Source organism: Bradyrhizobium sp. SEMIA, from assembly GCF_014844175.1.
Taxonomy (GTDB): Bacteria; Pseudomonadota; Alphaproteobacteria; order Rhizobiales; family Xanthobacteraceae; genus Bradyrhizobium; species Bradyrhizobium arachidis.
This window is the reverse complement of sequence record NZ_CP046601.1, coordinates 4,414,062-4,439,353: the sequence shown is the minus strand read 5'-3', so window position 1 is coordinate 4,439,353 and position 25,292 is coordinate 4,414,062. Positions and strand designations below refer to the sequence as shown.

Below are 25,292 nucleotides of genomic sequence, written 5' to 3'. Positions count from 1 at the left end.
CTGCGCACTGCCCCGGAATGACACCGGACAGATTTTCCTCAAAATTCACCTTTCAGCCACGGTTGGTATGCAACAACGGCCCCTCATTTGGGGGCCCCGATCCATGCGCGCTGCGGCCGCAATTCTCATCCTATTGCTTCTCGCCGGCTGCGCCGGCAATGAGGCGCCGGTCCAGCAGCCGTCGATGTATGCCGACATGGCCGTCCCCGGCGCCCAGCTCGACGCGCAGGCCGCCGCGATCATGATTTCGCAATACCGCCAGAACAACATGCTCGGCACGGTCGTGGTCGATTCCGATCTGATGCGGCTCGCCGAATCCCAGTCCCAGGCCATGGCTGCCGCCAACAAGATGGACCACGACGTTCGTGCTCCGCTGGCCAAACGGCTGACCGCCGGCGGCTACCCCGCGACCGTCGCGGTCGAGAACATCTCGGCCGGCTATCATACGCTGGCGGAAGCATTTTCCGGCTGGCGCGACTCGCCTCCGCACCGTGCCAACATGCTCAAGAACGGTGTCACAAAATTGGGCATAGCGGCGAGCTATGCTCCGGGCACCAAATACAAGGTGTTCTGGACCATGATCCTGGCTTCGACGGACCGATAAGCCAGACTTGATCCCGGGATGCATTGACGGGGTGGCGAAACTGTCGCCACGGTGGCTCGCCTTTTGCTATTGTTCCCGTATGACCGACCATAGACCGGAATCCGCCAGCGTCCCCGCGAATGCGCAACGTGTCCTGGTCCTCCAGGGCGGCGGCGCCCTCGGCTCGTACCAGGCCGGCGCCTATCAGGCGCTGTGCGGCTACGGTTTCGAGCCGGAATGGGTCGCCGGCATCTCGATCGGTGCCGTCAACGCCGCCATCATCGCCGGCAACGAGGGGCACACCCGCGTCAAGCGGCTGAAGGAATTTTGGGAGATGGTCTCCGCGCCGGTGCCGTGGAAACCGATCGGCAAGAGCGACCACAGCCGCGAGCTGTTCAACTCGACCAGCGCCGCTTTGATCGCGACCTTCGGCGTCCCCGGCTTCTTTGTCCCGCGCGTGCCGCCCGCGCCGCTCTGGCCGCCGGGCCATCGCGAAGCCGAAAGTTATTACGACACCGCGCCGCTGAAGAAGACGCTGGAGCGCCTGGTCGATTTCGACCGCATCAACGACCTCAAGACGCGCCTGTCGGTCGGCGCCGTCGGCGTCACCTCCGGCAACTTCAAATATTTCGACAATTACGAGTTCAAGAAGCTCGGCAAGAAAATCGGCCCCGAGCACATCATGGCCTCCGGCGCGCTGCCGCCCGGCTTTCCCTCCGTCGTCATCGAGGGCGAGCATTACTGGGACGGCGGCATCGCCTCCAACACCCCGCTCGACTACGTGCTCGATGCCGAGCTCGCGCGCGACATGCTGATCTTCCAGGTCGACCTGTTCAGCGCCCGCGGCGACCTGCCGAATTCGCTGCTCGAGGCGACCGAGCGCGAGAAGGATATCCGCTTCTCCAGCCGCACGCGCATGAACACCGACAAGAACAAGCAGATCCACAACGCCCGCAGGGCCGTGCGCGACCTGATTTCCAAATTGCCCGATTATCTCAAGAACGATCCTTCCGTCGAATTCCTTGCGAAGGCGGCACGTGAGAGTACCGTCACTGTGGTGCACCTGATCTACCGCAGCAAGAACTACGAATCCTCGTCCAAGGATTACGACTTCTCGCATGTCGCCATGGTCGAGCATTGGGAAGCCGGCGTGCGTGACGTGCATCTGTCGATGCGCCACAAGGATTGGCTGGAGAAGCCGCAGTCCGGCGAGACCATGGTGACCTACGATCTCACGGGGGACGTCACCGCGCCCCCGGCAAAAAGGAGCGAATAAGATGGGTACTCTCTCAGGCAAAAACGCCGTCGTGACCGGTTCGACCAGCGGTATCGGGCTTGCTTATGCGCGCGCCTTCGCCAGCGCCGGCGCCAATGTCGTCATCAACGGCTTCGGTTCCCCTGAGGACATCGAGAAGGAGCGTTCGAAGATCGAGTCCGATTTTGGCGTCAAGGCAGTCTATTCGCCCGCCGACATGACCAAGCCGGCCGAGATCGCCCAGATGATCGCGCTCGGCGAGAAGACGTTTGGCTCGGTCGACATCCTCGTCAACAATGCCGGCATCCAGTTCGTCTCGCCGATCGAGGAATTCCCGATCGAGAAGTGGGACCAGATCATCGCGATCAACCTGTCCTCGGCCTTCCATGCCATCCGCGCCGCTGTCCCCGGCATGAAGAAGAAGGGCTGGGGCCGTATCATCAACACCGCCTCGGCGCACTCGCTGGTCGCCTCGCCCTTCAAGTCGGCCTACGTGTCGGCCAAGCACGGCATCAACGGTCTCACCAAGACCGTGGCGCTCGAAGTGGCGACCCACAAGATCACCTGCAACTGCATCAGCCCCGGCTATGTCTGGACGCCGCTGGTGGAGAAGCAGATCCCCGACACCATGAAGGCCCGCAACCTCACGCGCGAGCAGGTCATCAACGACGTGCTGCTCGACGCGCAGCCGACCAAGGAGTTCGTGACCTCCGAGCAGGTCGCAGCGCTCGCCCTGTTCCTGTGCGGCGATGACGCCGCGCAGATCACCGGCACCAACCTGTCGATCGATGGCGGCTGGACCGCGGAGTAACGGCCCGATGCCGGTAGGGTGGGCAAAGGCGCGTCAGCGCCGTGCCCACCATCTTTGCCTGGTCGAGAGAAATGGTGGGCACGCTCCGCTTTGCCCACCCTACGAGAGCGAGGACGAGGCGGCAGCCTCTCGCCTAATGGCTCCAGGCCAGCGCCGTCACGATCGCGGACGACAGGTTCAGCTCCGCGAACATGATCTTGCCAGCGACCACGACGAGGACGCAGGCGAGCGCGGCGCGCAGCACCGTCTCGGGCACGCGCGTTGCGCTGTAACTGCCGAGGATGATGCCGGGCAGCGAGCCCAGCAGCAGAACGCCCATCAGGCCCCAGTCGACCGAGCCGAGCAGCCAGTGTCCGGCGCCCGCGACCAGCGTCAGCGGCACCGCATGCGCGATGTCGGAGCCGACGATGGTCGCCATCGGCAGCCGCGGGTAGAGCAGCAGCAGCACGGTCACGCCGACCGCGCCGGCGCCGACGGACGAAATCGAGACCAGCACGCCGAGCACGATGCCGGTGACGACGGTCGCAATCGCGGTGGTGCGCTCGTCGACACCTTCGAGGCGCTTGCGGTAGCGCTCCATGATCGATTTGCGGAAGATCAGCGAGGTCGCGGTCAGCAGCAGCGCAAAGCACAGCACGAGGTTGACGAGGTTGCGCTCGGAATCGCTTTTCAGGTCGAGCTTCCACAGCACCAGCAACGTCAGCGCGCTCGCCGGAATGCTGCCGCAGGCGAGCCGCAGCACCGCCGGCCAGTGCACGCTGCGCGACCAGCCATGCACCACGCTGCCGCCGGTCTTGGTGGCGGCGGCATAGAGCAGGTCGGTGCCGACGGCGGTCGTGGGATGGATGCCGAACAGCAGGATCAAGAGCGGCGTCATCAACGAGCCGCCCCCCACGCCGGTCATCCCGACAAGCAGGCCGACGCCGAAACCAGAGGCGACATAGAGCGGATCGATCATGTGCGGGGAATCTAGGTTTATCTCGTCGGTTGGGCAATATGACGTAGAATAAACTTTCCCTGCGGCGCAACTAGTTGGAGGGAATAAGAAAAATCGTTCTTCAGGGCGGGAGATGGTAGGAGTTTCACCTCCGCCCCAAGCGTACCGCGAAACGGCCGTTCCCTCGCACCGGCAGGCGCTTAGCGCCTATTTGCCAAACGCCAGCACGTGCAGCCCCAGCCGCTGCCGCACGATCCAGAACAGCAGCACCGTCTCGAAGGTGAGCGAGATCGAGGTTGCGGCCGCGGCGCCGTGACCGCCGTAGCGCGGCACCAGCGCGATGCAGAGCACGAGGTTCATCACGAAGGCCAGCGCGTAGGCCAGCGCACAGATCTTCTGCTGGCCGAGCATGTTGAGCAGCCGCTCGACTGGCCCGATCGCGGCGCGCACGACGAGGCCGATGGCGGCGACGAACATGATGTCGTAGCCGACCACAAATTGCGGTCCGAACAGCCAGAGCAGCGGCTTGCCGAGCGCGAGCAGCACGACCGTTGCCGCCAGCGACGGCCAGAACGTCCAGTTGATGGCATGCGCCACATAAGCCGACAGCCGCGCCTTGTCGCCGAGGGCGTTGTATTCGGCGAAGCGATGCGCCGTCGTCGCCGACATCGCGTAGTGGATGAACGACACCAGCGCCAGCGTCTTCACCACGGCGAAATACACGCCGACCTCGTCGGATGGACGGAACTGCTGCAGCACCAGCACGTCGGTGTAGGACAGCAGCAGATAAAAACTTTCGACCAGCAGGATCGGGAGTGACACCGCGAGCCAGCCGCTGATGTCGTAAGCCTTGGGGCCCGGCTCGATGTGATCGGCGAGCTTGCGGTTCAGCACCACCATCTGCCCGGTCATCGCGATCCACACCGCACCGAGGCTTGCGACCATCGCGGCGACCGCGCCGAGATGATAGCCGAGCAGGAACGCCGCGGCGGTGATGCCGATGATCAGCGCCTGGCGGATGATGAATTGCGGCATCAGGCCGAGCTGCATCCAGTCATGCGAGCGCGCGATGCCGTCCTGGGTGTTGGCGACGACGAAGGCGGGCAGCGTCATGCAGCCGATATAGAGCGGCAGCTCCTCGGCCGGGTTGATCCAGGGCGACAGCAGCCTGACGATGCCGGCGAGAGCGAGTGACACCAGTGTGGAGACGGCAAAGGTCAGCCAGCGGCTGCCGGAGAGGAAGCCGCGCAGCAGCGCATGCTCACCGCTGGTGCGGTACTCCGGAATGATCTTCTGCGCGGAGGCGGAGATGCCGAAATCCATCATGCTGCCGAGCAGCAGCACCCAGGTCCAGACATAGACATAGATGCCGTAGTCGGAGGTACCCATCCAGCGCGCCAGCAGCACCTGCGAGAAATAGGCGAGGCCCGCGCTGATGACGCGGATGATGAAGATGGTGCCCGCCAGCCGCCGCGTCAGCGACGCCTCGCTCGATCCGCCGGTCAACCTGGCCCGCAGCCGCGCGATCAGCCCGGCCGGTCCGGTCGTTGCGGGTTCTGCATCCATCACGGCCAATTCGAAGAATCCCCAGGCGCCCGCATTCTGCGGCAGGCTTGGGAATTAGCAACCATTCGTTAAGATTCGGTTGGGTGGGGGTGATGGCGCGCCACCCTCCGCTGTCGTCCCCGCGAAGGCGGGGACCCATAGCCACAGGGAGAAATTGTAGCGCGAGCTGATAAACTCCGAGTCTTCGCCAAACCACGGCCTGTGGTTATGGATCCCGGGCTCGCGCTGCGCGCGCCCCGGGACGACAGCGGAATATGAAGCGCTGGCAGAGCAACTCACTCGCCGCGTCCTGACTGCCGCCGCGACGACAGCTCCGCCTCAATCCAAACTCGTATTGAACTCGTACGACTTCTCCGGCCCGACCAGCGTGAATTTCAACGCCGCCCCATCAGGCTTGGCCCCCGGCGGCAGCCCGTCGAGCTCGAAGGTAAATCGCTTCACGCCCGGCGGTGCCTGGTCGACCGGGGCCGGAATCGGCAAGGCCCAGTCCGGCGTCGGCCCTTCCACGAACAGGTTGACGTTGCGCTTGTCAGGCACGACCACGTCGACCACCACGTTCTTGGGCCCATCGCGCTTGACGTCGCGGATGGTCAGCGGATTGGGATCGCCGATATTGGCCGGCTTCGGCACCGTGTCGAGTGCGGCGCGCAAATTCGCGTCCTCGGTCGAGGCGACGTTGTTGAAGCCGAGCTCGGCACTGGCCTCGACGGGAATGCAGAGCTTCTCGCACACGGCGTAGTTGATCTCGGCGCGCAAGGTCACCGGCTTGTCGGCGGCCTTGGGCACGATGCGCAGGGGCAGCACGATCTGGTCGTGATAGCCGATCGAGTGGCCGCCCGCGCCGTCGTCGAATTTCTGCGGCGCCGGCCACATCACCGTCACCGCTTCGACATTATCCGACTTCGAGAAGTCGAACCGCGGCGGAACGCCGGAATCGCCCGGCATGCGCCAATAGGTCTTCCAGCCGGGCTGGATCTGGAAGGAGATACCGCCGAGCAGCACCGCGCCGCTGCGCGAGCCCGCGACCAGCCGCACCGCGGAGTGTCCGTCGCGCTGCCAGGGCGAGGCGTCGTCGGCATGAGCCGCGAACGCCAGCGACGACGCAAGCAGGGTTGTCGCGACGCCAATCGCCGCACGCAGGGGAACTCTTGTCAGCATGGCACGTCTTTACAGGGTCACCCTGGGCCAAACCATTGAATTGCTTGTGATGGATGCACTTGAATCAAGTCTCTGCAAGCCTTGATTTGACAGCGGCCCGGCCCGACATCAGGATAGGAATTGAAACCGGAGTGCTTCACCATGGCTCCTACAGGCAAGAGGACGGGCGAAAGCACCCGCAGCGCAGGCCCTGCGCTCCCCAGCTCGGCCGGTTATCTGGACGGCCGGCTCCTGATCGCAATGCCCGTGATGGGTGACTCCCGCTTCGAACGCTCGGTGATCTATCTCTGCGCCCATTCGGCCGAGGGCGCGATGGGCATCATCGTCAACCAGCCGGCCGGCAGCATCGACTTTCCCGAGCTCTTGCAGCAGCTCGGCATCATCAAGAAGGGCGAGCACATCAAGCTGCCCGGGAATGCCGAAACCATGAAGGTATTGCAGGGCGGTCCCGTCGACACCGGCCGCGGCTTCGTGCTGCATTCCAGCGATTTCTACATCGAGAAGGCGACGCTGCGCATCGACGACGGTGTCTGCCTCACCGCGACCGTCGACATCCTGCGCGCGATCGCCAACGGCTCCGGCCCCAAGCACGCCATCCTCGCACTCGGCTATGCCGGCTGGGCGCCGGGCCAGCTCGAGACCGAGATCCAGAGCAATGGCTGGCTGCATTGCGACGCCGATGCCGACCTGATCTTCGGCGACGATGTCGAGGAGAAGTACGGGCGGGCGCTACGCAAGATCGGCATCGACCCCGGCATGCTCTCGAACGAGGCCGGGCACGCTTAGCTGGCGCAGCGCCCCCCGCTGTCGTCCCGGACAAGCGGAGATTCTGGCAACGCGTAGCGTTGTCCAGAACGTAGCGCCGATCCGGGACCCATAACCACAGGGTGAAGTTTGAGGCAGGCTGGTCAAGGCTAGCCTTCGCCAAACCACTCCCTGTGGTTATGGGTCCCGGATCGGCGCTCCGCTTCGCTGCGCTTGTCCGGGACGACAGGGTAGTATGTCGCTACTCCGCCGCCTGCTGCTGCACCGTCGGCTCGGTCCCCGCCACCGTCGCCCTGCGCATGTCGCGCGGCTGGGACTGGTCGTAGCGGCGGACGCGGTGCATGGTCTGGCGGTTGTCCCACATCACGAGGTCATGCAGCTTCCATTTGTGGACATAGACGAACTCTGCTTGCGTCGCATGCTCGTTGAGGTCGCGCAGCAGCAGGCGTCCCTCCGGCATGCTCATGCCGACCACCTTGCCGGCGTGCGATGACAGATACAGCGACTTGCGGCGATGCACCGGATGGGTGCGCACCAGCCGTTGCAGCACTGGCTTGAACATCTCCTTTTCTTCTTCGGTATATTCGGTGAAGCCGAGCGATCCCCGCGAATACATCAGCGAGTGCTCGCAGACGAGGTCCTCGAGCTCCGCCTTGATCTCGTCGTCGAGCGCGTCATAGGCCGCGCGCATGTCGGCGAATTCGGTGTTGCCGCCCTTCGGGTTCACCACGCGCGCCGACAGCAGCGAGAACTTTGCCGGGATTGGGCGGAACGAGCTGTCGGAATGCCACAGGCAGTTGCCGAGATTGAACAGATGCGTGCGGCTGTCCTTGGCCAGCGGCTTGCCGTCCTTGCCGAGATTGGAGACGTCGTTGAGGCCGGACTGCAGCCGGTAGTCCTTTTCCTTGGTCACGGTGCCGCCGCGCGCATCCTCGCGCTGGCCGAAGTTGAGCGCAAACGCCATCTGCTGCTCGTCGGTGATGTCCTGGTCGTGGAAGACCAGCACCGCGTACTTGTCCATTCCCGCCTCGACCTCGCGCGCCTCGTCCGGTGTCAGCGGCTTGCGCAGATCGAGGCCCGAAACCTCGCCGACAAAATGCTTCTGAAGCTGCCGGATGGCGATCGTCATGGCGTTTTCTCCCGCTGGCTGCGAGCGGTTGGTCCCGCTCTGTCAGTGAAAAAGCTACTCCTGCACTCGGAGTTGTCAACGCGCGGCGCGCATAGCTCTCACGCGTTGCGCGCCATCAACCCGCCGTCGACTGGGATCACCGCGCCCGTGAGGAAAGACGCCGCCGGCAGACACAGGCTCAGCGTCATATGCGCGACCTCTTCGGGGTCGCCGTAGCGGCCGAGTGCCGTGCGGCGCTTGGCGTAGATGGTCTTGTGCTCCTCCGAGATGCGGTCGGTGATCGCGGTGCGGATCGGCCCCGGGCAGATGCAGTTGACCGTGATGCCCTCGCGGCCGAGCTCGACCGCGAGCGAGCGGGTCAGGCTCGCCACGCCGCCCTTCGCCGCCGAATAGGGGCTGTGCAGCGCGGTGGCGCCGAGCGCCTCGGTCGAGGCGATGTTGACGATGCGCGGGCTCTTCGACTTACGCAAATGCGGCAGCGCGGCGCGGATGATGCGCGGATGCGCCGTCAGCATCACGGCGATGCCCTTGGCCCAGGCGTCTTCATAAGTCTCGTCGTCGATCGGGACGCGTACGGAGATGCCTGCATTGTTGACGATGATGTCGAGTCCGCCGAAATGCGCGGCGACATCGCCGACGACGCGCTTGATCTCGCCGGCATCGGCGACGTCGAGCTTCCACGCCTTCGCCGCGCCGCCGCTCGCCGCGATCTCCTTGGCAACGGATAGCGCGCCTTGCTCGTCATAATCGGTGACGGCAACGTTCGCGCCCTCGGTCGCAAATACGCGCGCGGTCGCGCGTCCCATGCCGCTGGCGGCGCCGGTGACGAGAACGGTCAGGCCCTTCACCGACCGGCTGAGCTCTCTGGACTCGGTCATGCTGTTTCCTCGCAGCGTCTTGCTTGTTGTTATGATTGACAAGGCTGGCATCGATCCGCAGACAGGTCAAACAAGCAAAACAAGAAGGGAGGCCGCCATGGCGAACGAGCTCGATTTCTCAGGCAAGCAGGTGCTGGTCGTCGGCGGTTCCAGCGGCATCGGCAACGGCATCGCGCAGGCCTTTCGCGTCAGGGGCGCTAGCGTTGCGGTTTGCGGCACGCGTGCTCATGCAACGGAATATTCGGCGGCGGAAGGCTCCGATCTCACCGGTCTCGCGTACGCGCAACTCGACGTCAGCAATGCCGGTGCCATCGAGGCGTTCACGCCGTCCTTCGACCGGCTCGATATCCTGGTGCTCGCGCAGGGGGCGGTGATCTATCGCCGCGGCGAGTTCGAGATGAGCGGCTTCCGCAAGGTCGTCGAGGTCAATCTGATGAGCCTGATGGCGTGCGCAACGCGATTCCATTCCATGTTGCGGGACGCCAAGGGCGCGCTGATCATGGTGTCCTCGACCGCGGCCTATCACTCCACCATGGGCAATCCCGCCTACAACGCCTCGAAGACCGGCGCGGTCGGATTGACGCGCACGCTCGGCGAGGCGTGGGCCGAGGACGGCATCCGTGTCAACGGCATCGCGCCGGGCCTCGTCGACACCAAGATGACGAAGGTGACGACGGACAATCCCAAGCGGCTCGAAGGTGCACTTTTGCGCATTCCGCTGCGGCGATTGGGCACGCCCGCCGACATGGCGGGCGCCGCACTGTTCCTGGCCTCGCCGCTGTCGTCCTACATCATCGGCCAGACGCTGGTCGTCGATGGGGGACTCATTCTCTAACTCGCTGGAACCCCGCCGCGCCTGATCGGTTACTTGGGCTGACCCCCGAGGAGGAGCATCATGGACACGGATCGGATTGTCGGATCGGCGAAGGAATATGCCGGACGCGCGGAAGGCGCAGTCGGAGACATGGCAGGCGATGCCAAGACGCAGGCGTCGGGCAAGGCACGCGAAGCCGCAGGCACGGTGCAGAACCTCTACGGCCAGGCCAAGGATGCCGTGCGCGATGCTGCGGACACCGCGACGGGCTACGCCAAGGACGCCTATGAGAACAGCGGCGACACCTTCCGCGATGGCACACAGGCGCTGTCGAAGAAGGTGCAGGACAATCCGCTCGGCGCGCTGCTGGTCGCCGGCGGTATCGGCTTCGCACTCGCCCTGCTGATGTCGCGCCCCGCACGTCGCCCGCCGCCGTCGCGCTGGCGCTATTGAGGCTGAGCGACCCGCCACGTCATTCCGGGGCGCCGCGTTTACGCGGCGGACCCGGAATCCAGATGTGACGGCACGAGATTCCGGGTTCGCGCTATGCGCGCCCCGGAATGACATCTGACATCACTCAGCAAGCTACCGGAAAATCTCGGCCGAGCGCCCGACATTGCCAGGCGGCCGCGGGATCGCGGGGTTGGGATTCGGATTGCGCGGCGCCGGCGCGAATTGACGCGGCGGTGGCTGCGGCGAGCCGAAGCCGAAGAAATCGCGAAATGATGGCGCGGCCTGCGCCGGCTGCTGTGGCGGTGCCGGCGGCTTCTTCCGCCGGCTCGCTCGGCAGCGCGATCGGGCCGGAGCGGCCGCCAACAGGCGCGTGATCTCGCGCTCGACATAGTGCGCGAGCTTGCGCGCGCCGGCCTTGGTGAAATAGACGCCGTCACCGCTGCGCAGCTGGCGGATCTGGCCTTCGAAGTCCGGGCCCTTCTGGAGGAAGCGGCCGGCTTCGTCGACGAAGCCGTCCCAGACGTCGACATAGGTGATTCCGGCCTTGGCCGCGCCCTCGCGGTAGAGCGAATCCAGGAACAGCATGTCCGCCGTGCCCTTGGGGCCGCGGATCGCGGGCAGGCCGACCCAGAGCACCGGCACGCCCTTGGCCTTGAGGACGTTCGCGAGCTCCTCGATCTTCTTGCCGTAGAGTTCGACCCAGCGCTCGTCGCGGAATTCATAGACGCCGTTCGGATTGCGCGCCGTCTTTTCCGGCGCGGCCGCAGGCGTGTCGGCGTTGTCGGCATCATCCTGCGGCAGATCGGTGTCGGCCGGCTTGTCGTCGGGCTTGGCGGCGGTGTCCGGCTTGGCGTCGCCGGGCTTGGCCTCACCCGGCTTGGTTTGCGGCTTGGCGCGCGCGCCCTTGTCGTTCTTCTTGTCCTTGTCTTTGTCCGACTTGTCGACAACCGGCTCGCGGATCGAGATGCGGTCGTTGAGACCGAGCATGACGACGATGACGTCAGGTTTTTCGGTCTCGAGGATACCTCTGGCCGCCGCCGCCCAATCCGAGGGCTCGCCCTTCGGCTGGTACTTGATCAGGCCCGAGGTGGTCTTGTGCTTGCGGATCACGCCCATGTCGGGCTGCTCGGTGTAGGCGTCTTCGAGGCCATAGGCGAGCCAGTCGGCCATGGCATCGCCGATCACGAGCACGTTCTTGTCGGGCGTGGTGTCGCGCTTGGCTGGTGCCGGCGCGCGCGAAAAATCCTGACGCGGGGCCTGCTGTTGTGGTTGCTGGAACGGCGCGAAGAAATCACCGCCGAACCAGCCACCGCCACCACCGCCTTGACGCGGCGGCGGGGCCTGGCGTTGCGGTGGGCCGCCGAAGCCGGGGAAGTTGAAGAACTGCGCCGAGGCAGGTCCCGCGATCGAGACCAGGATCGCAAGCGCCGTCCCCAGCGCGATCAACGGGCCGGTCTCGGTCAGCGCCTTGAAGAAAGACTTTGGCTTCGACATGCGATCTCGGGCACGCGCAATAGGGATCGGGATAGGCTCGATATAATAACGGAATCAGGCGCCAAACGGGCAGATTCCGTCACAGATTCTTTGCCCATACACCGGGGAACTGCCGCCGCCGTCAAGGCTGCCAGCCAAAATCCCTGTTCAGGGTTACTTTCGGCGCGATTTTACCGCCCGCGCAACCGGTCCAGCACATCGGAGGAGGCAAACCCGTCCGCGGGGACCCCGATCGAGGCCTGGAAATTGCGCAGGGCTTCCCTTGTCTGGCCGCCGAACTGGCCGTCCGGGGTGCCCTTGTAGAAGCCGCGCTGGGCCAGCAGCTGCTGGAGCTCCAGCCGCTCGGTGCGGGACAATTCGCGCTCCTGGCGCGGCCAGGGCTGCACGAAGGGCTGGCCACCGCGCAGCCGATCGGCGAAATGGCCGATCGCCAGCGCATAGGCCTCGGCCGGATTGTACTTCATGATGACGCGGTAGTTCTGCAGCATCAGAAAGCCGGGGCCTTGCGCGCCCGCCGGTGCCAGCAGATAGGCCTTTTCCGCCGGATGTGGGAAGGGCTGGCCCGTCGCCCGCTTGAGGCCGAGCTTCTCCCATTGCGCGATCGTCATCGCCTTGGCGCGATCGGCCAGCATGTAGTTGAAGCCCTGCGGCACCACGACCTCGAAGCCCCAGGTCTGGCCCGACTGCCAGCCGTCCTTCTTCAGGTTGTTGGCGGTCGACGCAATCAGGTCGGTGGGATTGTCGACGACGTCGCGCCGTCCATCGCCGTCGCCATCGACGGCAAAGCGCTTGAACGCAGTCGGCATGAACTGGGTCGGGCCGAACGCGCCGGCCCATGAGCCGCGCATCTGCTCGGGCCTGAGATCGCCGCGGTTGAGGATCTCCACCGCGGAGAGAAACTCGTCTTTGAAATAGGCTTGGCGGCGACCGATGCAGGCGAGCGTCGCGGTCGATTGCAGCACGCTGCGGTCGCCCATCTGTGTCGAGTAGTTGGATTCGATGCCCCAGATCGCGGCGATGATGTAGCGATCGACGCCGTATGCCTTCTCGGTGGCGTCGAACTGCGCCTTGTATTTGGCGAGCACCTCGCGGCCCTTGGCGAGGCGGTTGTCGTTCACGAGGATGTCGAGATAGTCCCAGATCGATTTCGTGAATTCCGGCTGCGAGTCCATCAGGTCCATGATGCGCAGGTCGGGCGAGAGCCCGGCGGTGAAGCGCTGGAAATTCTCCTGGGTGATGCCGCGCCGTGCGGCATCGGGCCACATCCCGGCAACGCAATTGTCAAAATTGGAGGCCGCCTCGCGGATCGCTGCCGCCGTCATCAGCGGATGGCCGGAGGCGCCGTCCTCGCCGCTCCAAGGTTGGACTCCCGTTTGTACCCCGCCGGGGCCGGGCGGGGCCTGCGCGGGCGCCGGATTGGGGCCGGAGAAAATGCCGCCGAACAGGTTCGACAGGCCGTTTTGCGACTGGGCGTTCACGCTGGCCGGCAGCAGTATTGCAACTGCAACAATCACTCCGGTCAAAGATCCGGCACGTTTCGCCAGTGCTGCCATCGATTGCATCATGTCCTGTCCGTCCGGCCGAAAATCCGCCGTTCAAGAGGCCTGGCGACGGTTGCCAATAGCTTAACAAAGGTGAAATTTTGGTGGCTGATTTTTTCTTAACTCTGTGAGCGGGAGGCCCCACATCCGCCTTTGTTGGCGGCTGCAAACAGGCTAGCAAGATACCATTGCTCCCTTCCTCAGGTATTCGATCGATCCCATGAAGATTCGCAAAGCCGTATTCCCCGTCGCCGGCCTCGGCACCCGCGTGCTGCCCGCCACCAAGGCGATGCCGAAGGAAATGCTGACCATCGTCGACAAGCCGCTGATCCAGTACGTCTATGACGAGGCCAGGGAAGCCGGCATTGAGCACTTCATCTTCGTCACCGGCCGCAACAAAAATGTCATCGAAGATCATTTCGACAAGATGTTCGAGCTCGACACCACCCTGGCCGCTCGCGGCAAGAAGGCCGAGCAGGAGATTTTGGCGCAGAACCAGCCGGACGCCGGCGCCGTCAGCTTCACCCGCCAGCAGGCGCCGCTCGGCCTCGGCCACGCGGTCTGGTGCGCGCGCGACATCGTCGGCAACGAGCCGTTCGCGGTGGTGCTGCCGGACGAGCTCGTGCTCAACACGCCGGGCTGCCTGAAGCAGATGATCGAGATGGCGTCCTCGCTCGGCGAGAAATCCAATGTGATCGCGGTCGAGGCGGTGCCCGACCATCTCACCCATCAATACGGCATATGCGGCATCGGCAAGCGCAACGGCAAGATGTTCGAGGTCGACGGCATGGTCGAGAAGCCGGCCAAGGGCACCGCGCCCTCCAACCTCTCGATCACCGGCCGCTACATCCTGCAGCCCGAGATCTTCAAGATCCTGGAGACCCAGGAGCGCGGCGCCGGCGGCGAGATCCAGCTGACCGACGCCATGATCGGCCTCGCCAAGACGCAGAAATTCTACGGCGTCGAGTTCGAGGGTGAGCGCCATGATTGCGGCTCCAAGCCCGGCTTCCTCCGCGCCAACATCGCCTACGCCCTGAAGCGCCCCGAGCTGCGCGATGGGCTGATCGCGGAGATGAAGAAGTATCTGGGGCAATAGTAGTAGCCCCATATTCCGCCGTCGTCCCTGCGAACGCAGGGACCCATACCGCGGAATCCATCGATCGCGTTCGGTCGCAGTACCGAACGACGAGTCTTCGCCAAACCACTCCCTGGGGTTATGGGACGACACCGATTTTGAAGCGCGCGTTATCGCCTCATAACGACAGCGCGCCTCACGCCACCAGCGACAGCTTCGGCAGGCTTGCCACCACCGACTGGTTGCGCCCGCCCGCCTTCGCCGCATAGAGCGCCTTGTCGGCCGCGGCGACCAGGATCGACCAGTCCATGCCGCTCGCCGGCACGAGGCTGGCGATGCCGCAGGACACAGTCGATGTCGCCTGGTCGTCGGACCAGCCCTGCACCTTGGCGCGGATGGTCTCGGCGACCTTGAACGCGTCGGTGGCCGAGGTGTTCGGCAGCAGCACCGCGAATTCCTCGCCGCCATAACGCGCGGCGCAATCGCCGGCGCGGCTCACCGAGTCCGAGATGCAGATGGCGATGCCGACCAGCACCTGGTCGCCGGCCTGGTGGCCGAACGTGTCATTGTAGGCCTTGAAGTGATCGGCATCGATCATCAAGAGCGCGATCGACGTCTTTTGGCGCATCGCGCGCCGCCATTCGACGTCGATGACCGAATCGAACTTGCGGCGGTTCTTCAGGCCGGTGAGCGCATCCGTCGTCGCCATTTCCTCGAGCTTGCGCTCGGCCGTGGCGCGCCGGCCGATCTCGCGCGCGAGCACGAGCGTCGATGCCAGCATGAACAGCGCCAGCGCCAGCACCACGGCGCCGATCCGAAACGCCTCCTTCTGCCAGAGCGCGAACACCGCGGCGAGCGGCTTGCCCGCCACCACGAACAGCGGACCGTTGTCGCCGCTGCGGACATAGAGTCGCGGAGTCGGATCGACCGGGCCTTGTCCCGAATAGGCGGTGCCGATGCGGAGATTGTCGGCCTTCCAGGTCTGCCTCTCGTTCAGGTTCTTGCCGATGATGTCGAGGTCGAACGGCCGCCGCATCATGATGGTGCGGTCGCGCTTGAGCACGGTGATGGTGTCGTCGGGATCGAGGCTCAGCCGCTCGAACAATTCGTGGAAATAGCTGAAGCGGATCGAGCCGGCGACGACGCCCATGAAGCCGCCGTCGTTGTCGCTGATGCGCCGGCTCAGCACGATCGAATAGGCGCCGCGAAACAGCATCGGCCGGCTGATGAAGAGCCCGGCACCGGGATTGTCGCGATGGACCGTGAAGTAATCCTCCTCGCCGCGGTTCTCCGGCAGCGGATCGAGCGTGGAGGCGTCGATGGCCAGCCGGCCCTCGGCATCGAACACCTGGATGGCGCCGAAATGCTTCGCCGTGGTCGCATGGTCGAACAGGATCAGGTGACGGATCGGCTTGGAGACCGTGGCGAGCTCGGGCAGCAGCATGTTGCCGGCGACCGCCTTCAGCGACAGATCGTAGATCTCGATGTTGCGGCTGATGTCGGACTCGATGGTCGTCGCGAGGTTCTCCAGCGTCTGGCGGGCGAGCGCCTCCTCGCCGCGGCGCATGTCCAGCATGACGTTGACGCAAATGGCGGAAAAGCCGATCACCGTCACCACGGACGAGATGATCAGCAGCTTCGCCGAAATGCGCCACGGCCGGCGGGCCGTGACTTCGCGCCATCCAGACAGCATCGCTCGCTCCCGATCCTGATGGATGCGCCCGAAAGCTTGCGTAGTGTTTAAGCCGCGACGGCGAAGCCGCGATGAGTTAAGAATCGGTTTAATGGGCTAGCGTTTTTCGGCAGGTCTCGCGTGACGAGACCCAGCCCGCACGAGAGGACGATTGTGAACGACTACGATGCGTTGCGCGACTATCTGATGCGGCAGAAGCAGGCCGAATTCGTCCTGACATTCGAACAGATCGAGGAGATCATCGGCGCGGCCCTGCCGCGCGCGGCGAACCGCGCCTCGTGGTGGGACAGCCTGCGCAGCCCCGACATCCAGATGCCGCAGCGCGAAGCCTGCCTCGCCGCCGGCTTCGTGGCGACGCGGATGCCTGACGGACAGAGCGTGCGGTTTACGAAGCGAAAGAACGACCGGCGCCGGTAGTACGGCGAGTGACACTGCTGCCTCTCCTCTGGAGGGGAAGGTCGTTTCGCAGCGCGACAGTATCGTAGGGTGGGCAAAACGAAGCGTGCCCACCACTTCAGTTGTGATGTTGGGTCGTGGGCACGGCGCAAGTGCGCTTTTGCTCACCCTACAGTACTGGTCAAACCAAGGCCTTCATTGGCGCCACCGGGACCAGCGTTCATCATCGGCGTGTGCTCGTATCAGACATCTGGTCGTCTGCTGGTCGCAGGCGCGCATGCAGACGTTCTGGCGGCCCCTGAAGTCACCGGCCCCGCCGGTGTAGATGGCACATGAGCCGATGCAGTTTGCGCCTCGATCCTCGCATCGTGCCGCCGTCACGGCTTCGGCCGACGAGGCGAGGAACATTCCGGTGCCTATGAGGGTGATCGCGTAGAAAAGGTGCCGGTTCATCCGTATCTCCTGAGAAGGACGCGCTTGGTCTGCTCATCCCAGCCGTTGCGCTTGACGCGTGCGGGCACACCGAGAACGACGTGGAGCCCAGCGGCCTCGATGACGAAACCGTTCTGGATCGAATGCTGCGCGCCATTTTTCGCGGCGGTTGAGCCGCGGACCATTGATCTGGATCAAGCAGGGCCTGATCGGGCACCTCACCCCGCGCGCTGCGCGGACGGCCCCAAGAAGGGGAGAGGTGGGTTAGCTCGCCGCTTCCAGCCGCACTTCCGTCAAAAAGCGCATCGCCGCGTCAGCGTCCATCGGCTCGCCGAAGGCAAAGCCCTGCGCGTATTCGCAGCCCATCTGGTAGAGCTCGACCGCATCGGAATCGGTCTCGGCGCCTTCGGCGACGACGTCCATGCCGAGATCGTGCGCGAGCGCGATGATCGACTTCAGGATCACCGGACGGGTGCCGCGGCTGGTGGTGCGGACGAAGGACTGGTCGATCTTGATGGTGTCGAACGGGAAGCGCTGGAGATAGGCCAGCGACGAATGGCCGGTGCCGAAATCGTCGAGCGACAGGCCGGTGCCGAGCTCGCGGATGCGCGTCAGCATTTGGGCTGCGTGCTCCGGATTCTCCATCACCAGCGATTCCGTCAATTCCAGCTTGAGCGTGCCGCGCGCCACCGAGGAGCGCGACAGCACGGTGCGGACGTCGTGGATCAGGTCGTGCCGCAGCAGCTGCCGCGAGGAGACGTTCACGCTTGCGAAGATCGGCTCGCGCGAGCGCATCGCGCGCTGCCACACTGAGAGCTGCTTTGCGGTCTGGTCGAGCACGAACATGCCGAGATCGACGATCAGGCCGGTCTCTTCGGCGATGGTGATGAATTCCGACGGCGCCATGCGCCCGAGCTTCGGGTGATCCCAGCGCGACAGCGCCTCGAAACCGGCGATCGAACGATCCTCCAGCCGCACGATCGGCTGGTACAGGATGGTGATCTCCTGCCGCTCGATGGCGCGGCGCAGCTCACTCTCCAGCGTCAGCCGGTCGGTCTTCCGGGCGCGCATGGCGGGCTTGTAGACGTCGATGCGGTCGCCGCCGATGCGCTTGGAGTGATACATCGCAAGCTCGGCGTCCTTGATGATCTCGTCCGTGAGCTGAACTTGCGGATCGGAGAGCGCAAGACCGATTGAAGCCGTCAGGAAGATCTCGCGGTCGTTGAACGCGATCGGCGCGCGGATGGTCTTGCGGATGGTCTCGGCGAAGGCGGTGATGCGCGCCGGGTCCTGCTCCGACAGCAGGATCAGGCCGAACTGGTCGCCGGCGAGCCGCGCCAGCGTGTCCTGCGGCTTCAGGATGCGGGTGAGGCGGCGGGCCAGCGTCAGCAGGATGGAATCGCCGACCGCGATGCCGACGGAATCGTTGACCTGCTTGAAGCGGTCGAGGTCGATCACCATCAGCGTCGGGCGCAGCGTCGGCATGGTCTTGGCGAAATGCGCGACCGCGCCGAGCCGGTCCATGAACAGCTTGCGGTTGGGCAGGCCGGTGAGGTTGTCATGCACGGAATCGTGCAGCAGGCGTTCCTCAGCGTTGCGCAGTTCAGTGACGTCGGTGAGCGTGCCGACCACGCGCGAGACCTCGCCGTCCGAGCCGACCACCGGGCGCGCCTTCAGCGCGAACCACATGAAATGACCGTCCGGCGTGCGCAGGCGGAAGTCCTGGACGAGCCGGCCGCGGCGCTGGTCGAGCACGCTGTCGAGCGCGGCGCGGAAACGGTCCTGGTCGAGCGGATGCAGCACTTCGAGCCACGATGCCGCCGGGCCTTCCAGCGTACCGCGCTTGAGGCCGAGCAGGGCTTCGGTCTCAGGGCTGGTGAACACCTTGTCGGCGGAGACGTCCCAGTCCCAGATCAGGTCGCCGGAACCGGCCAGCGCCAGTGCGCGGCGCTCGATGTCGGAGACGACGCCGGTGCTGGCGCCGCCGCCGGCAAAGGCGTGCTGCATGACGGTGAAGCCGATCAGCATCACGATCAGCACAAGGCCGCCGAGCAGGGCAGGGCCGACGATGTCGTTGGTGACGGAGCCCGCCACCGTCATGCCGGCCGCGACCACCCAGACCACCAGGAGGAACCAGGTCGGGATCAGCAGCACGGCGCGGTCGAAGCCGTGGGTGGAGAGATAGACGATCAGCGCAAAACCGGCGAAGGCGATCAGCACCAGCGAGATGCGGGCGATGCCGGAAGCCACCGCCGGGTCGAACAGCGCGAGCGCGACGAGGGATCCGAGGAACGCCAGCCAGCCCACCGTGATGTGCGAATAGCGCACATGCCATCGACTGAGGTTGAGATAGGCGAACAGAAACACCAGCAGCGTCGCCGCCAATATCGCTTCACCCGCCGCGCGCCAGATGCGCTCGGCGTTGTTCGACATGTCGAGCACCTTGCCCCAGAAGCCGAAATCGACGCCGATATAGACCAGCACCGCCCAGGCCAGCGCCGCGGCGGCCGGGAACATGATGCTGCCCTTCACCACGAACAGAATGGTGAGCACCAGCGCCAAGAGGCCGGAGATGCCGATCACGATGCCCTGGTACAGCGTGAACGAGTTGACCTTGTCCTTGTAGGCTTCCGGCTCCCACAGATAGAGCTGCGGCAGCTTGTCGGTGCGCAGCTCGGCGACGAAGGTGATGACGGCGCCGGGGTCGAGCGTGATGCGGAAGACGTCGGCGGTCGGGCTTTCCTGCCGCTCCGGCCGGTCGCCGGTCGAGGGCGTGATGGTCGCGATGCGCGACAGCCCGAGGTCGGGCCAGAGCAGCCCCGAGGAGACGATGCGGTAATGCGGCGCGACGATCAGGCGGTCGAGCTGGTCGTCGGTGTTGTTGGCGAGCGCGAACACCACCCAGTTCACGCCACCCTCGCGGGCGCGCACCTCGATGCGGCGGACGATGCCGTCGGTGCCGGGCGCGGTGGAAACCTGGATGCGGTCGGCATCGCTGCGCTGATGCTCGAGCACGCCGGTGAGGTCGATCGCGGGCGCGTCGCTACGGACGCTGACAGCATCGAGCGCGCGCGCAGGATACGCGGCGACAAGAATCATGAGGCCCAGCGCGATGGGCGCGAGGCACCTGATCAGACGCAAGGTCAGTTCTCCGCGTTCGACGCAAACTGCGAGTGCAAGACATTTTCAAACCGGACCGGAAGTGGTTCGGCGCGTCGCGATAGATGCCACGAAAGCGAGGAAAATCAAAGGGTTTCCGCCGTCCCCTGTGGGTCAGCGGCCTAGGCCTCCAACACAATTTTGCCAATATGTGCGCTCGTCTCCATGCGCCGGTGCGCGTCGGCCGCCTTTTCCAGCGGGAAAGAGCTGTCCATCACCGGTTTGACGCGGCCCTCGCGCAAAAGCGGCATCACTTTCTGCTCGATTGCGGCCACCATTGCCGCCTTGTCCGCATTACTACGGGGACGCAGCGTCGAGCCGGTATGGGTGAGGCGCTTCACCATCACCTTGGCGATGTTGGCGGTGATCTTGGGACCGTTGAGGGTCGCGATCTGGACGATGCGGCCGTCGACCGCGGCGGCGTCATAGTTGCGGTCGACATAGTCGCCGGCGACCATGTCGAGGATCAGATTGACGCCGGCCTTGTTGGTCTCTTCCTTGACGACAGTGACGAAGTCCTCGGTCTTGTAGTTGATGGCGCGGTCGGCACCCAGCTTGAGGCAGGCATCGACCTTGTCTTGCGATCCCACGGTGACGAACACTTTTGCGCCGAACGCTTTCGCGAGCTGGATCGCCATGGTGCCGATGCCGGAGGAGCCGCCATGGATCAGCAGCGTCTCGCCGGCCTTGAGGCCGCCGCGCTCGAACACGTTGTGCCACACCGTCATCAGGGTTTCCGGCAGCGCGCCGGCTTCCTTGATCGACAGCGCCGGCGGCACGCTCATCGCCTGGGCGTCCTGCGCGATGCAGTACTGCGCATAACCGCCGCCGGCGACCAGCGACATCACCTTGTCGCCGATCTTGTGCCGCTTGGCGTTGCTGCCGACCGCGACCACCTCGCCGGCGATCTCGAGGCCGGGCAGGTCGCTGGCGCCGGGCGGCGGCGGATAGCGCCGGAGCGCTGCGCCACGTCGGGCCGGTTGACGCCGGCGGCCTCGACCTTGACCAGGATCTCGTCCGGACCGGGCTGCGGCACAGGGCGTTGTTCCGGCACCAGCACCTCCGGTCCGCCGGGCTTGGAGATGGCGACCACGGTCATTTGCGCGGGCAGCTTGTCCATGATGTGTCCTTGAGCAAAGGTGCGGGAGGAAACGAGGCCTTTGCTTAGCCAGCGCGGCCCAAGCTGGCAACCGCCTCAGCCGTGTGGCTCGCGCGAACGCAGGAGGAACGAGCATGCCGATCGAAGACGACGACCGCCCGCGCAAGAAGATCAGCCATGAAATCGGACAGGATCTCTCACTCTTGTCAGTAGAGGAGCTGACCGAGCGCGTCGCTCTCCTCAAGACCGAGATCGCAAGACTCGAAGAAGCCGCCACCAAGAAGCGCGCCTCGCGCGATGCGGCGAACAGTTTTTTCAAGTCGTAGGATTTTCGCGGCTCTCGTGTCTCGGACGCGGTGCGGCACGCAGTGACGCTCCGCAGAGCCGGGACCCATGCCACTCGCAAAACTATCGCGTGCCGTCATTCCGGGGCGGCGCGCAGCGCCGAGCCCGGAATCCATAACCACAGGACGCCGAAACGGGCAGGCGGGCAACTCCGTCTTCCTGTGGCTATGGGTTCTCAGATGCGCAATCGCGCATCGTAGCTCGCGACTTCGTCGCGCCCCGGAATGACAGCGAGAAGGAAGCGCGATCACTTCCCGAGCATGAGGGACGATTTGTTCCGCATCGCACTCGGCCTCTGGCCGACATGGCTAACGAACCCTCAAAAAATTAGCTCGTTTACTCCGAATTAAGCTTTTCGCTTTATGACTGGAACCGTCCTCGTTTGGACACCGAGTGGCTCCTGTCCACTCTGTTTGACGCCTCCCTGTTATCAACTTTCAAAGCCGCCGGTCTCCGGCGGCTCTTTTTTTGGTCCAAAGCGTTTTCGAGCGAAGTGGGTACCGGTTCGCGTCAAGAAAACGCGTCGAAACGAGTCTCCTTTCGGTTGAATTCCGAGGAAAGACCCGCGGAAACCATATCCGCAGCTGCCGCTGGACTCCGCGCCTCGCCCGCGCAATGATTTGTTCATCATAATCCGGCGCCAAGGCCGGGTGGGTAAACAGTTGCGTAAGGGGCGTTAACCATGGAAGGTTTGCAGGCCGACGGCGCTCTCGTTCAACTCAGCGAGCGGTTCACCAATTCTGCGGCGTTCGGCGCGCTGTTCCGCGAGGGCATGGACCTCGTCGAAGAGACCGCCTCCTATCTCGACGGCGCCGGCCGCACCGAGGCCAAGGCGCTCGATCGTGCCGTCAGCCTCACCTACGCGACCGAGAGCATGCGCCTCACCACGCGCCTGATGCAGCTCGCCTCGTGGCTGCTGCTGCACCGCGCGGTGAAGGAAGGCGAGATGACGCTGGTCCAGGCCAATCGCGAGAAGACCAAGGTCAAGCTCACCGCCGCCGATCCCGGCCCCACCGACACCATCGAGAAGCTGCCGGCCCAGCTCCAGGACCTGATTCACCGCTCGATGAGCCTGCAGACCCGCGTCCGCCGTCTCGACACCTCGATCCACACCCCGCCGACCGAGCACGTCGCCATCGGCAACCCGCTGGTGCCGCAGCTCAACGCGCTCAAGGCTGCGTTCGAGCGGTAAGCTCTATCAACAATCACGGTCGTCATTCCGGGACGCGCCTCTTGGCGCGGGCCCGGAATCCATACTCCCGATCGTGGTTATGGATTCCGGGCTCGCCCTTCGGGCGCCCCGGAATGACGGCCCAAAACAAAAACGCCCCCGGTGCTCCGCGTTTTTCGTCACCAGCCTTGCGGGCCGGATCAATCCTTTTTGAGAAAGCCCGAAAACTTCTTCTGGAAGCGCGAGACGCGGCCGCCGCGGTCCATCAGCTGCTGGGAGCCGCCGGTCCAGGCCGGGTGCGACTTCGGGTCGATGTCGAGGTGCAGCTTGTCGCCTTCCTTGCCCCAGGTCGAGCGGGTCTGGTACTCGGTTCCGTCCGTCATGACGACCGTAATCGTATGATAATTCGGGTGAATTTCGGCTTTCATGGCAATTCCTCGGCGCCCGGCGCCTTGCTTGAGTGACTATTGAATGACGGATTTGGCCGGCTCTATACCTCACAGGTCCCCTTAAAACAAGCCATTGTGGGGACTTGAGAACCGGGCCGTCCCCTAAGGGACATCCCGGATTTGCCACTCCCCTTTCACCGGCCTATGTGGAGCTGACTTGTCTCCCTGGGTCCGGATCTCATGAGCGCTGTGGAACGGCTTGACGACCAGTACCGCGACGAGCGCGACGGCGCACCGACCGAAGCCCCGTCGATCGAAGCCGAGCTGATCGAGCAGCCCGCCAAGGGCCGCGCCAGGCTGCGGCCGCTGCTGGCGCTCGCGCCCTACGTGGCGCGCTATCGCGGCCGCGCGGCGCTCGCCTTCGTGGCGCTCACGATCGCGGCGCTGACCACGCTGCTGGTGCCGGTCGCTGTGCGCCGGATGATCGACTTCGGTCTCTCGCCGGAAGGCATCGCGCTGATCAACAGCTATTTCTCGGTGATGATCGCGGTCGTGGCCGTGCTCGCGCTCGCCAGCGCCTCGCGCTACTACCTCGTGATGACGATCGGCGAGCGCATCGTCGCCGATCTCAGGCGCGACGTCTTCGCCCATCTGCTCTCGCTCTCGCCCTCCTTCTTCGATTCCGCGCGCAGCGGCGAATTGGTGTCGCGCCTCACCGCCGACACCACCCAGATCAAATCCGCGGTCGGCGCCTCGGTCTCGATCGCGCTGCGCAACCTGATGATGTTCCTCGGCGCCACGGCGATGATGGTGATCACCAGCCCGCGCCTCTCCGGCTTCGTGCTGCTCGCCATTCCCCTGATCGTGCTGCCGCTGGTCGCCTTCGGCCGCTGGGTGCGGCGGCTGTCGCGCAATGCGCAGGACACGCTGGCTGATGCCTCCGCCTATGCCGGCGAGCTGGTCGGCGCGATCCGCACCGTGCAGGCCTATACCAGCGAGGGGCTGGCCGCGAAGCGTTTCGGCGGCGAGGTCGAGCAGGCCTATGAGGCCGCGCGGACCTCGACACAGGCGCGCGCCGTGCTGACCGCCATCATCATCTTCATCGTGTTCGCGAGCGTGGTCGCGATCCTCTGGATCGGCTCGCATGACGTCTTGACCGGCGCGATCACGCCGGGCCGGCTCGGCCAGTTCGTGCTCTATGCCGCGTTCGCCCGCGGCCGGCCTCGGCAGCTCAGCGAGGTCTGGGGCGAGGTCGCGGCGGCTTCAGGCCGAGATCGCCGCGCCCGCATCGGCCGCGCGCGCTGCCGGTGCCGGCGCGCGGCGAGGTCGGCTTCGACCACGTCAGCTTCGCCTATCCCGCGCGGCCCGATGTCAATGTGCTCGACGCCATCTCGTTCACCATCCGCCCCGGCGAGAAGGTCGCGATCGTCGGCCCCTCCGGTGCCGGCAAGAGCACGATCTTCCATCTGCTGCTGCGCTTCTACGATCCGCGCAGCGGTGCGATCTCGCTCGATGGCGTGCCGGTCAGGTCCGCCGATCCCCACGATTTCCGCTCGCGCATCGCGCTGGTGCCGCAGGACTCCAACGTGTTCGCCGCGACGCCCGCGAGAACATCCGCTTCGGCCGGCCCGACGCGAGCGATGCCGAGGTCGAGCGCGCCGCCGAGCTCGCGCATGCCGCCGAGTTCATCCGCCGCCTGCCCGAAGGTTATGAGACCCCGCTCGGCGAGCGCGGCGTGACGCTGTCAGGCGGCCAGCGCCAGCGTATCGCGATCGCCCGCGCCATCCTGCGCGATGCCCCGCTCTTGCTGCTCGATGAAGCCACCTCCGCGCTCGATGCCGAAAGCGAGACGCTGGTGCAGACCGCGCTGGAGGAGCTGATGCGGCACCGCACCACGCTCGTCATCGCCCATCGCCTCGCCACCGTGCTCTCCTGCGACCGCATCCTGGTGATGGACCACGGCAGGATCGTCGAGCAGGGCTCGCATGCCGAGCTCGTCGCGGCGAACGGGCTTTATGCCAGGCTGGCGAGGTTGCAGTTCGAGGGCGCATGAGGCTGAGGCGCTGCGATCGCCGCCCCACCCACAGTGTCATCGCCCGCGAAGGCGGGCGATCCAGTATTCCGAGAGGTCTGCGAGATGCGGCTGGGC

At 65.1% G+C, this 25,292-nt stretch carries 20 protein-coding genes and 3 pseudogenes; 11 read left to right on the top strand and 12 right to left on the bottom strand.

What is annotated here, in order from left to right; translation table 11 throughout:
• Positions 1-103: 103 nt before the first annotated feature.
• The 3 genes from FOM02_RS21650 (at position 104) to FOM02_RS21640 (ending at position 2,649) form a co-directional block, all read left to right on the top strand.
• Positions 104-604, top strand: a complete 501-nt coding sequence (locus tag FOM02_RS21650) for a CAP domain-containing protein (protein WP_027561160.1) — start codon at positions 104-106, stop codon at positions 602-604.
• A gap of 79 nt (positions 605-683) precedes the next feature.
• Positions 684-1,859: a DUF3734 domain-containing protein gene (locus tag FOM02_RS21645; protein WP_027561159.1), complete on the top strand. Its 1,176-nt coding sequence runs from the start codon at positions 684-686 to the stop codon at positions 1,857-1,859.
• A 1-nt stretch (position 1,860) separates the two neighbouring features.
• The gene (locus tag FOM02_RS21640; protein WP_027561158.1) at positions 1,861-2,649 is read left to right on the top strand and encodes a 3-hydroxybutyrate dehydrogenase; all 789 of its coding nucleotides are present in this window, start codon (positions 1,861-1,863) and stop codon (positions 2,647-2,649) included.
• A 133-nt stretch (positions 2,650-2,782) separates the two neighbouring features.
• Here the strand turns inward: FOM02_RS21640 and FOM02_RS21635 are convergent, their stop codons facing one another.
• The 3 genes from FOM02_RS21635 to FOM02_RS21625 form a co-directional block, all read right to left on the bottom strand.
• Positions 2,783-3,607: a sulfite exporter TauE/SafE family protein gene (locus tag FOM02_RS21635; RefSeq protein WP_092216567.1), complete on the bottom strand. Its 825-nt coding sequence runs from the start codon at positions 3,605-3,607 to the stop codon at positions 2,783-2,785.
• Between the two features lie 186 nt (positions 3,608-3,793).
• Complete coding sequence (locus FOM02_RS21630) at positions 3,794-5,161, bottom strand: flippase (RefSeq protein ID WP_027561156.1); 1,368 nt, start codon at positions 5,159-5,161, stop codon at positions 3,794-3,796.
• A gap of 309 nt (positions 5,162-5,470) precedes the next feature.
• A complete protein-coding gene (locus FOM02_RS21625; RefSeq protein WP_027561155.1) occupies positions 5,471-6,310 on the bottom strand; it encodes a protein-disulfide reductase DsbD domain-containing protein in 840 nt (279 codons plus the stop codon).
• Positions 6,311-6,451: 141 nt separating this feature from the next.
• On the opposite strand from FOM02_RS21625, the gene FOM02_RS21620 reads away from it, so the two are divergent.
• Entirely contained in the window at positions 6,452-7,096 is a 645-nt protein-coding gene (locus tag FOM02_RS21620) for a YqgE/AlgH family protein (RefSeq protein ID WP_027561154.1), read from the top strand.
• A gap of 220 nt (positions 7,097-7,316) precedes the next feature.
• Here the strand turns inward: FOM02_RS21620 and FOM02_RS21615 are convergent, their stop codons facing one another.
• Both FOM02_RS21615 and FOM02_RS21610 read right to left on the bottom strand, forming a co-directional pair.
• On the bottom strand, positions 7,317-8,204 hold the full coding sequence (locus FOM02_RS21615) for a TauD/TfdA dioxygenase family protein (protein ID WP_027561153.1): 888 nt from the start codon (positions 8,202-8,204) through the stop codon (positions 7,317-7,319).
• 98 nt (positions 8,205-8,302) lie between these two features.
• Complete coding sequence (locus FOM02_RS21610) at positions 8,303-9,082, bottom strand: SDR family NAD(P)-dependent oxidoreductase (protein WP_027561152.1); 780 nt, start codon at positions 9,080-9,082, stop codon at positions 8,303-8,305.
• A gap of 97 nt (positions 9,083-9,179) precedes the next feature.
• Between FOM02_RS21610 and FOM02_RS21605 the strand changes: the two genes are divergently transcribed.
• Positions 9,180-9,917, top strand: a complete 738-nt coding sequence (locus FOM02_RS21605; RefSeq protein WP_027561151.1) for an SDR family NAD(P)-dependent oxidoreductase — start codon at positions 9,180-9,182, stop codon at positions 9,915-9,917.
• Between the two features lie 60 nt (positions 9,918-9,977).
• Entirely contained in the window at positions 9,978-10,349 is a 372-nt protein-coding gene (locus tag FOM02_RS21600) for a CsbD family protein (protein WP_027561150.1), read from the top strand.
• 132 nt (positions 10,350-10,481) lie between these two features.
• On the opposite strand, the pseudogene FOM02_RS21595 reads toward FOM02_RS21600, so the two are convergent.
• Positions 10,482-11,843: pseudogene (locus FOM02_RS21595) on the bottom strand (SGNH family hydrolase).
• A gap of 170 nt (positions 11,844-12,013) precedes the next feature.
• Positions 12,014-13,396 (bottom strand): lytic murein transglycosylase, encoded by a 1,383-nt coding sequence (locus FOM02_RS21590; RefSeq protein ID WP_416207788.1) that lies wholly within the window; start codon positions 13,394-13,396, stop codon positions 12,014-12,016.
• A 208-nt stretch (positions 13,397-13,604) separates the two neighbouring features.
• On the opposite strand from FOM02_RS21590, the gene galU reads away from it, so the two are divergent.
• Positions 13,605-14,480, top strand: a complete 876-nt coding sequence (galU, locus tag FOM02_RS21585; protein ID WP_027561147.1) for a UTP--glucose-1-phosphate uridylyltransferase GalU — start codon at positions 13,605-13,607, stop codon at positions 14,478-14,480.
• 175 nt (positions 14,481-14,655) lie between these two features.
• Here galU and FOM02_RS21580 read toward each other — a convergent pair whose 3' ends face one another.
• The gene (locus tag FOM02_RS21580; protein ID WP_027561146.1) at positions 14,656-16,152 is read right to left on the bottom strand and encodes a diguanylate cyclase; all 1,497 of its coding nucleotides are present in this window, start codon (positions 16,150-16,152) and stop codon (positions 14,656-14,658) included.
• 153 nt (positions 16,153-16,305) lie between these two features.
• Here FOM02_RS21580 and FOM02_RS21575 point away from each other — a divergent pair, with 153 nt between their 5' ends.
• Positions 16,306-16,569: a hypothetical protein gene (locus FOM02_RS21575; protein ID WP_027561145.1), complete on the top strand. Its 264-nt coding sequence runs from the start codon at positions 16,306-16,308 to the stop codon at positions 16,567-16,569.
• Between the two features lie 174 nt (positions 16,570-16,743).
• Here FOM02_RS21575 and FOM02_RS21570 read toward each other — a convergent pair whose 3' ends face one another.
• From FOM02_RS21570 to FOM02_RS21560, 3 genes and pseudogenes are all read right to left on the bottom strand, one after another.
• Entirely contained in the window at positions 16,744-17,001 is a 258-nt protein-coding gene (locus FOM02_RS21570) for a hypothetical protein (protein ID WP_027561144.1), read from the bottom strand.
• A gap of 243 nt (positions 17,002-17,244) precedes the next feature.
• Positions 17,245-20,121, bottom strand: coding sequence for an EAL domain-containing protein (locus tag FOM02_RS21565; RefSeq protein WP_027561143.1), 2,877 nt, complete (start codon positions 20,119-20,121; stop codon positions 17,245-17,247).
• A gap of 140 nt (positions 20,122-20,261) precedes the next feature.
• Positions 20,262-21,259: pseudogene (locus tag FOM02_RS21560) on the bottom strand (NAD(P)H-quinone oxidoreductase).
• A 113-nt stretch (positions 21,260-21,372) separates the two neighbouring features.
• On the opposite strand from FOM02_RS21560, the gene FOM02_RS21555 reads away from it, so the two are divergent.
• Together FOM02_RS21555 and FOM02_RS21550 are read left to right on the top strand one after the other, a co-directional pair.
• Positions 21,373-21,564 carry a DUF1192 domain-containing protein gene (locus FOM02_RS21555; protein WP_027561141.1) on the top strand — a complete coding sequence of 64 codons (192 nt, stop codon included), beginning with the start codon at positions 21,373-21,375 and terminating at the stop codon, positions 21,562-21,564.
• 701 nt (positions 21,565-22,265) lie between these two features.
• Entirely contained in the window at positions 22,266-22,775 is a 510-nt protein-coding gene (locus FOM02_RS21550) for a DUF1465 family protein (protein ID WP_027561140.1), read from the top strand.
• A gap of 179 nt (positions 22,776-22,954) precedes the next feature.
• Here FOM02_RS21550 and rpmE read toward each other — a convergent pair whose 3' ends face one another.
• Entirely contained in the window at positions 22,955-23,182 is a 228-nt protein-coding gene (rpmE, locus tag FOM02_RS21545) for a 50S ribosomal protein L31 (protein WP_027561139.1), read from the bottom strand.
• Between the two features lie 201 nt (positions 23,183-23,383).
• Here rpmE and FOM02_RS21540 point away from each other — a divergent pair.
• Positions 23,384-25,196: pseudogene (locus FOM02_RS21540) on the top strand (ABC transporter ATP-binding protein/permease).
• The last annotated feature ends 96 nt before the right edge of the window (positions 25,197-25,292 follow it).

Coding starts and splice junctions, on each gene's coding strand:
- FOM02_RS21555 (WP_027561141.1), top strand. CDS start 21,373: ATGCCGATCGAAGACGACGACCGCCCGCGCAAGAAGATCAGCCATGAA.
- FOM02_RS21625 (WP_027561155.1), bottom strand. CDS start 6,310: ATGCTGACAAGAGTTCCCCTGCGTGCGGCGATTGGCGTCGCGACAACC.
- FOM02_RS21645 (WP_027561159.1), top strand. CDS start 684: ATGACCGACCATAGACCGGAATCCGCCAGCGTCCCCGCGAATGCGCAA.
- FOM02_RS21635 (WP_092216567.1), bottom strand. CDS start 3,607: ATGATCGATCCGCTCTATGTCGCCTCTGGTTTCGGCGTCGGCCTGCTT.
- FOM02_RS21600 (WP_027561150.1), top strand. CDS start 9,978: ATGGACACGGATCGGATTGTCGGATCGGCGAAGGAATATGCCGGACGC.
- FOM02_RS21570 (WP_027561144.1), bottom strand. CDS start 17,001: ATGAACCGGCACCTTTTCTACGCGATCACCCTCATAGGCACCGGAATG.
- FOM02_RS21620 (WP_027561154.1), top strand. CDS start 6,452: ATGGCTCCTACAGGCAAGAGGACGGGCGAAAGCACCCGCAGCGCAGGC.
- FOM02_RS21580 (WP_027561146.1), bottom strand. CDS start 16,152: ATGCTGTCTGGATGGCGCGAAGTCACGGCCCGCCGGCCGTGGCGCATT.
- FOM02_RS21550 (WP_027561140.1), top strand. CDS start 22,266: ATGGAAGGTTTGCAGGCCGACGGCGCTCTCGTTCAACTCAGCGAGCGG.
- FOM02_RS21610 (WP_027561152.1), bottom strand. CDS start 9,082: ATGACCGAGTCCAGAGAGCTCAGCCGGTCGGTGAAGGGCCTGACCGTT.
- galU (WP_027561147.1), top strand. CDS start 13,605: ATGAAGATTCGCAAAGCCGTATTCCCCGTCGCCGGCCTCGGCACCCGC.
- FOM02_RS21650 (WP_027561160.1), top strand. CDS start 104: ATGCGCGCTGCGGCCGCAATTCTCATCCTATTGCTTCTCGCCGGCTGC.
- FOM02_RS21590 (WP_416207788.1), bottom strand. CDS start 13,396: ATGGCAGCACTGGCGAAACGTGCCGGATCTTTGACCGGAGTGATTGTT.
- FOM02_RS21605 (WP_027561151.1), top strand. CDS start 9,180: ATGGCGAACGAGCTCGATTTCTCAGGCAAGCAGGTGCTGGTCGTCGGC.
- FOM02_RS21640 (WP_027561158.1), top strand. CDS start 1,861: ATGGGTACTCTCTCAGGCAAAAACGCCGTCGTGACCGGTTCGACCAGC.
- FOM02_RS21615 (WP_027561153.1), bottom strand. CDS start 8,204: ATGACGATCGCCATCCGGCAGCTTCAGAAGCATTTTGTCGGCGAGGTT.
- rpmE (WP_027561139.1), bottom strand. CDS start 23,182: ATGAAAGCCGAAATTCACCCGAATTATCATACGATTACGGTCGTCATG.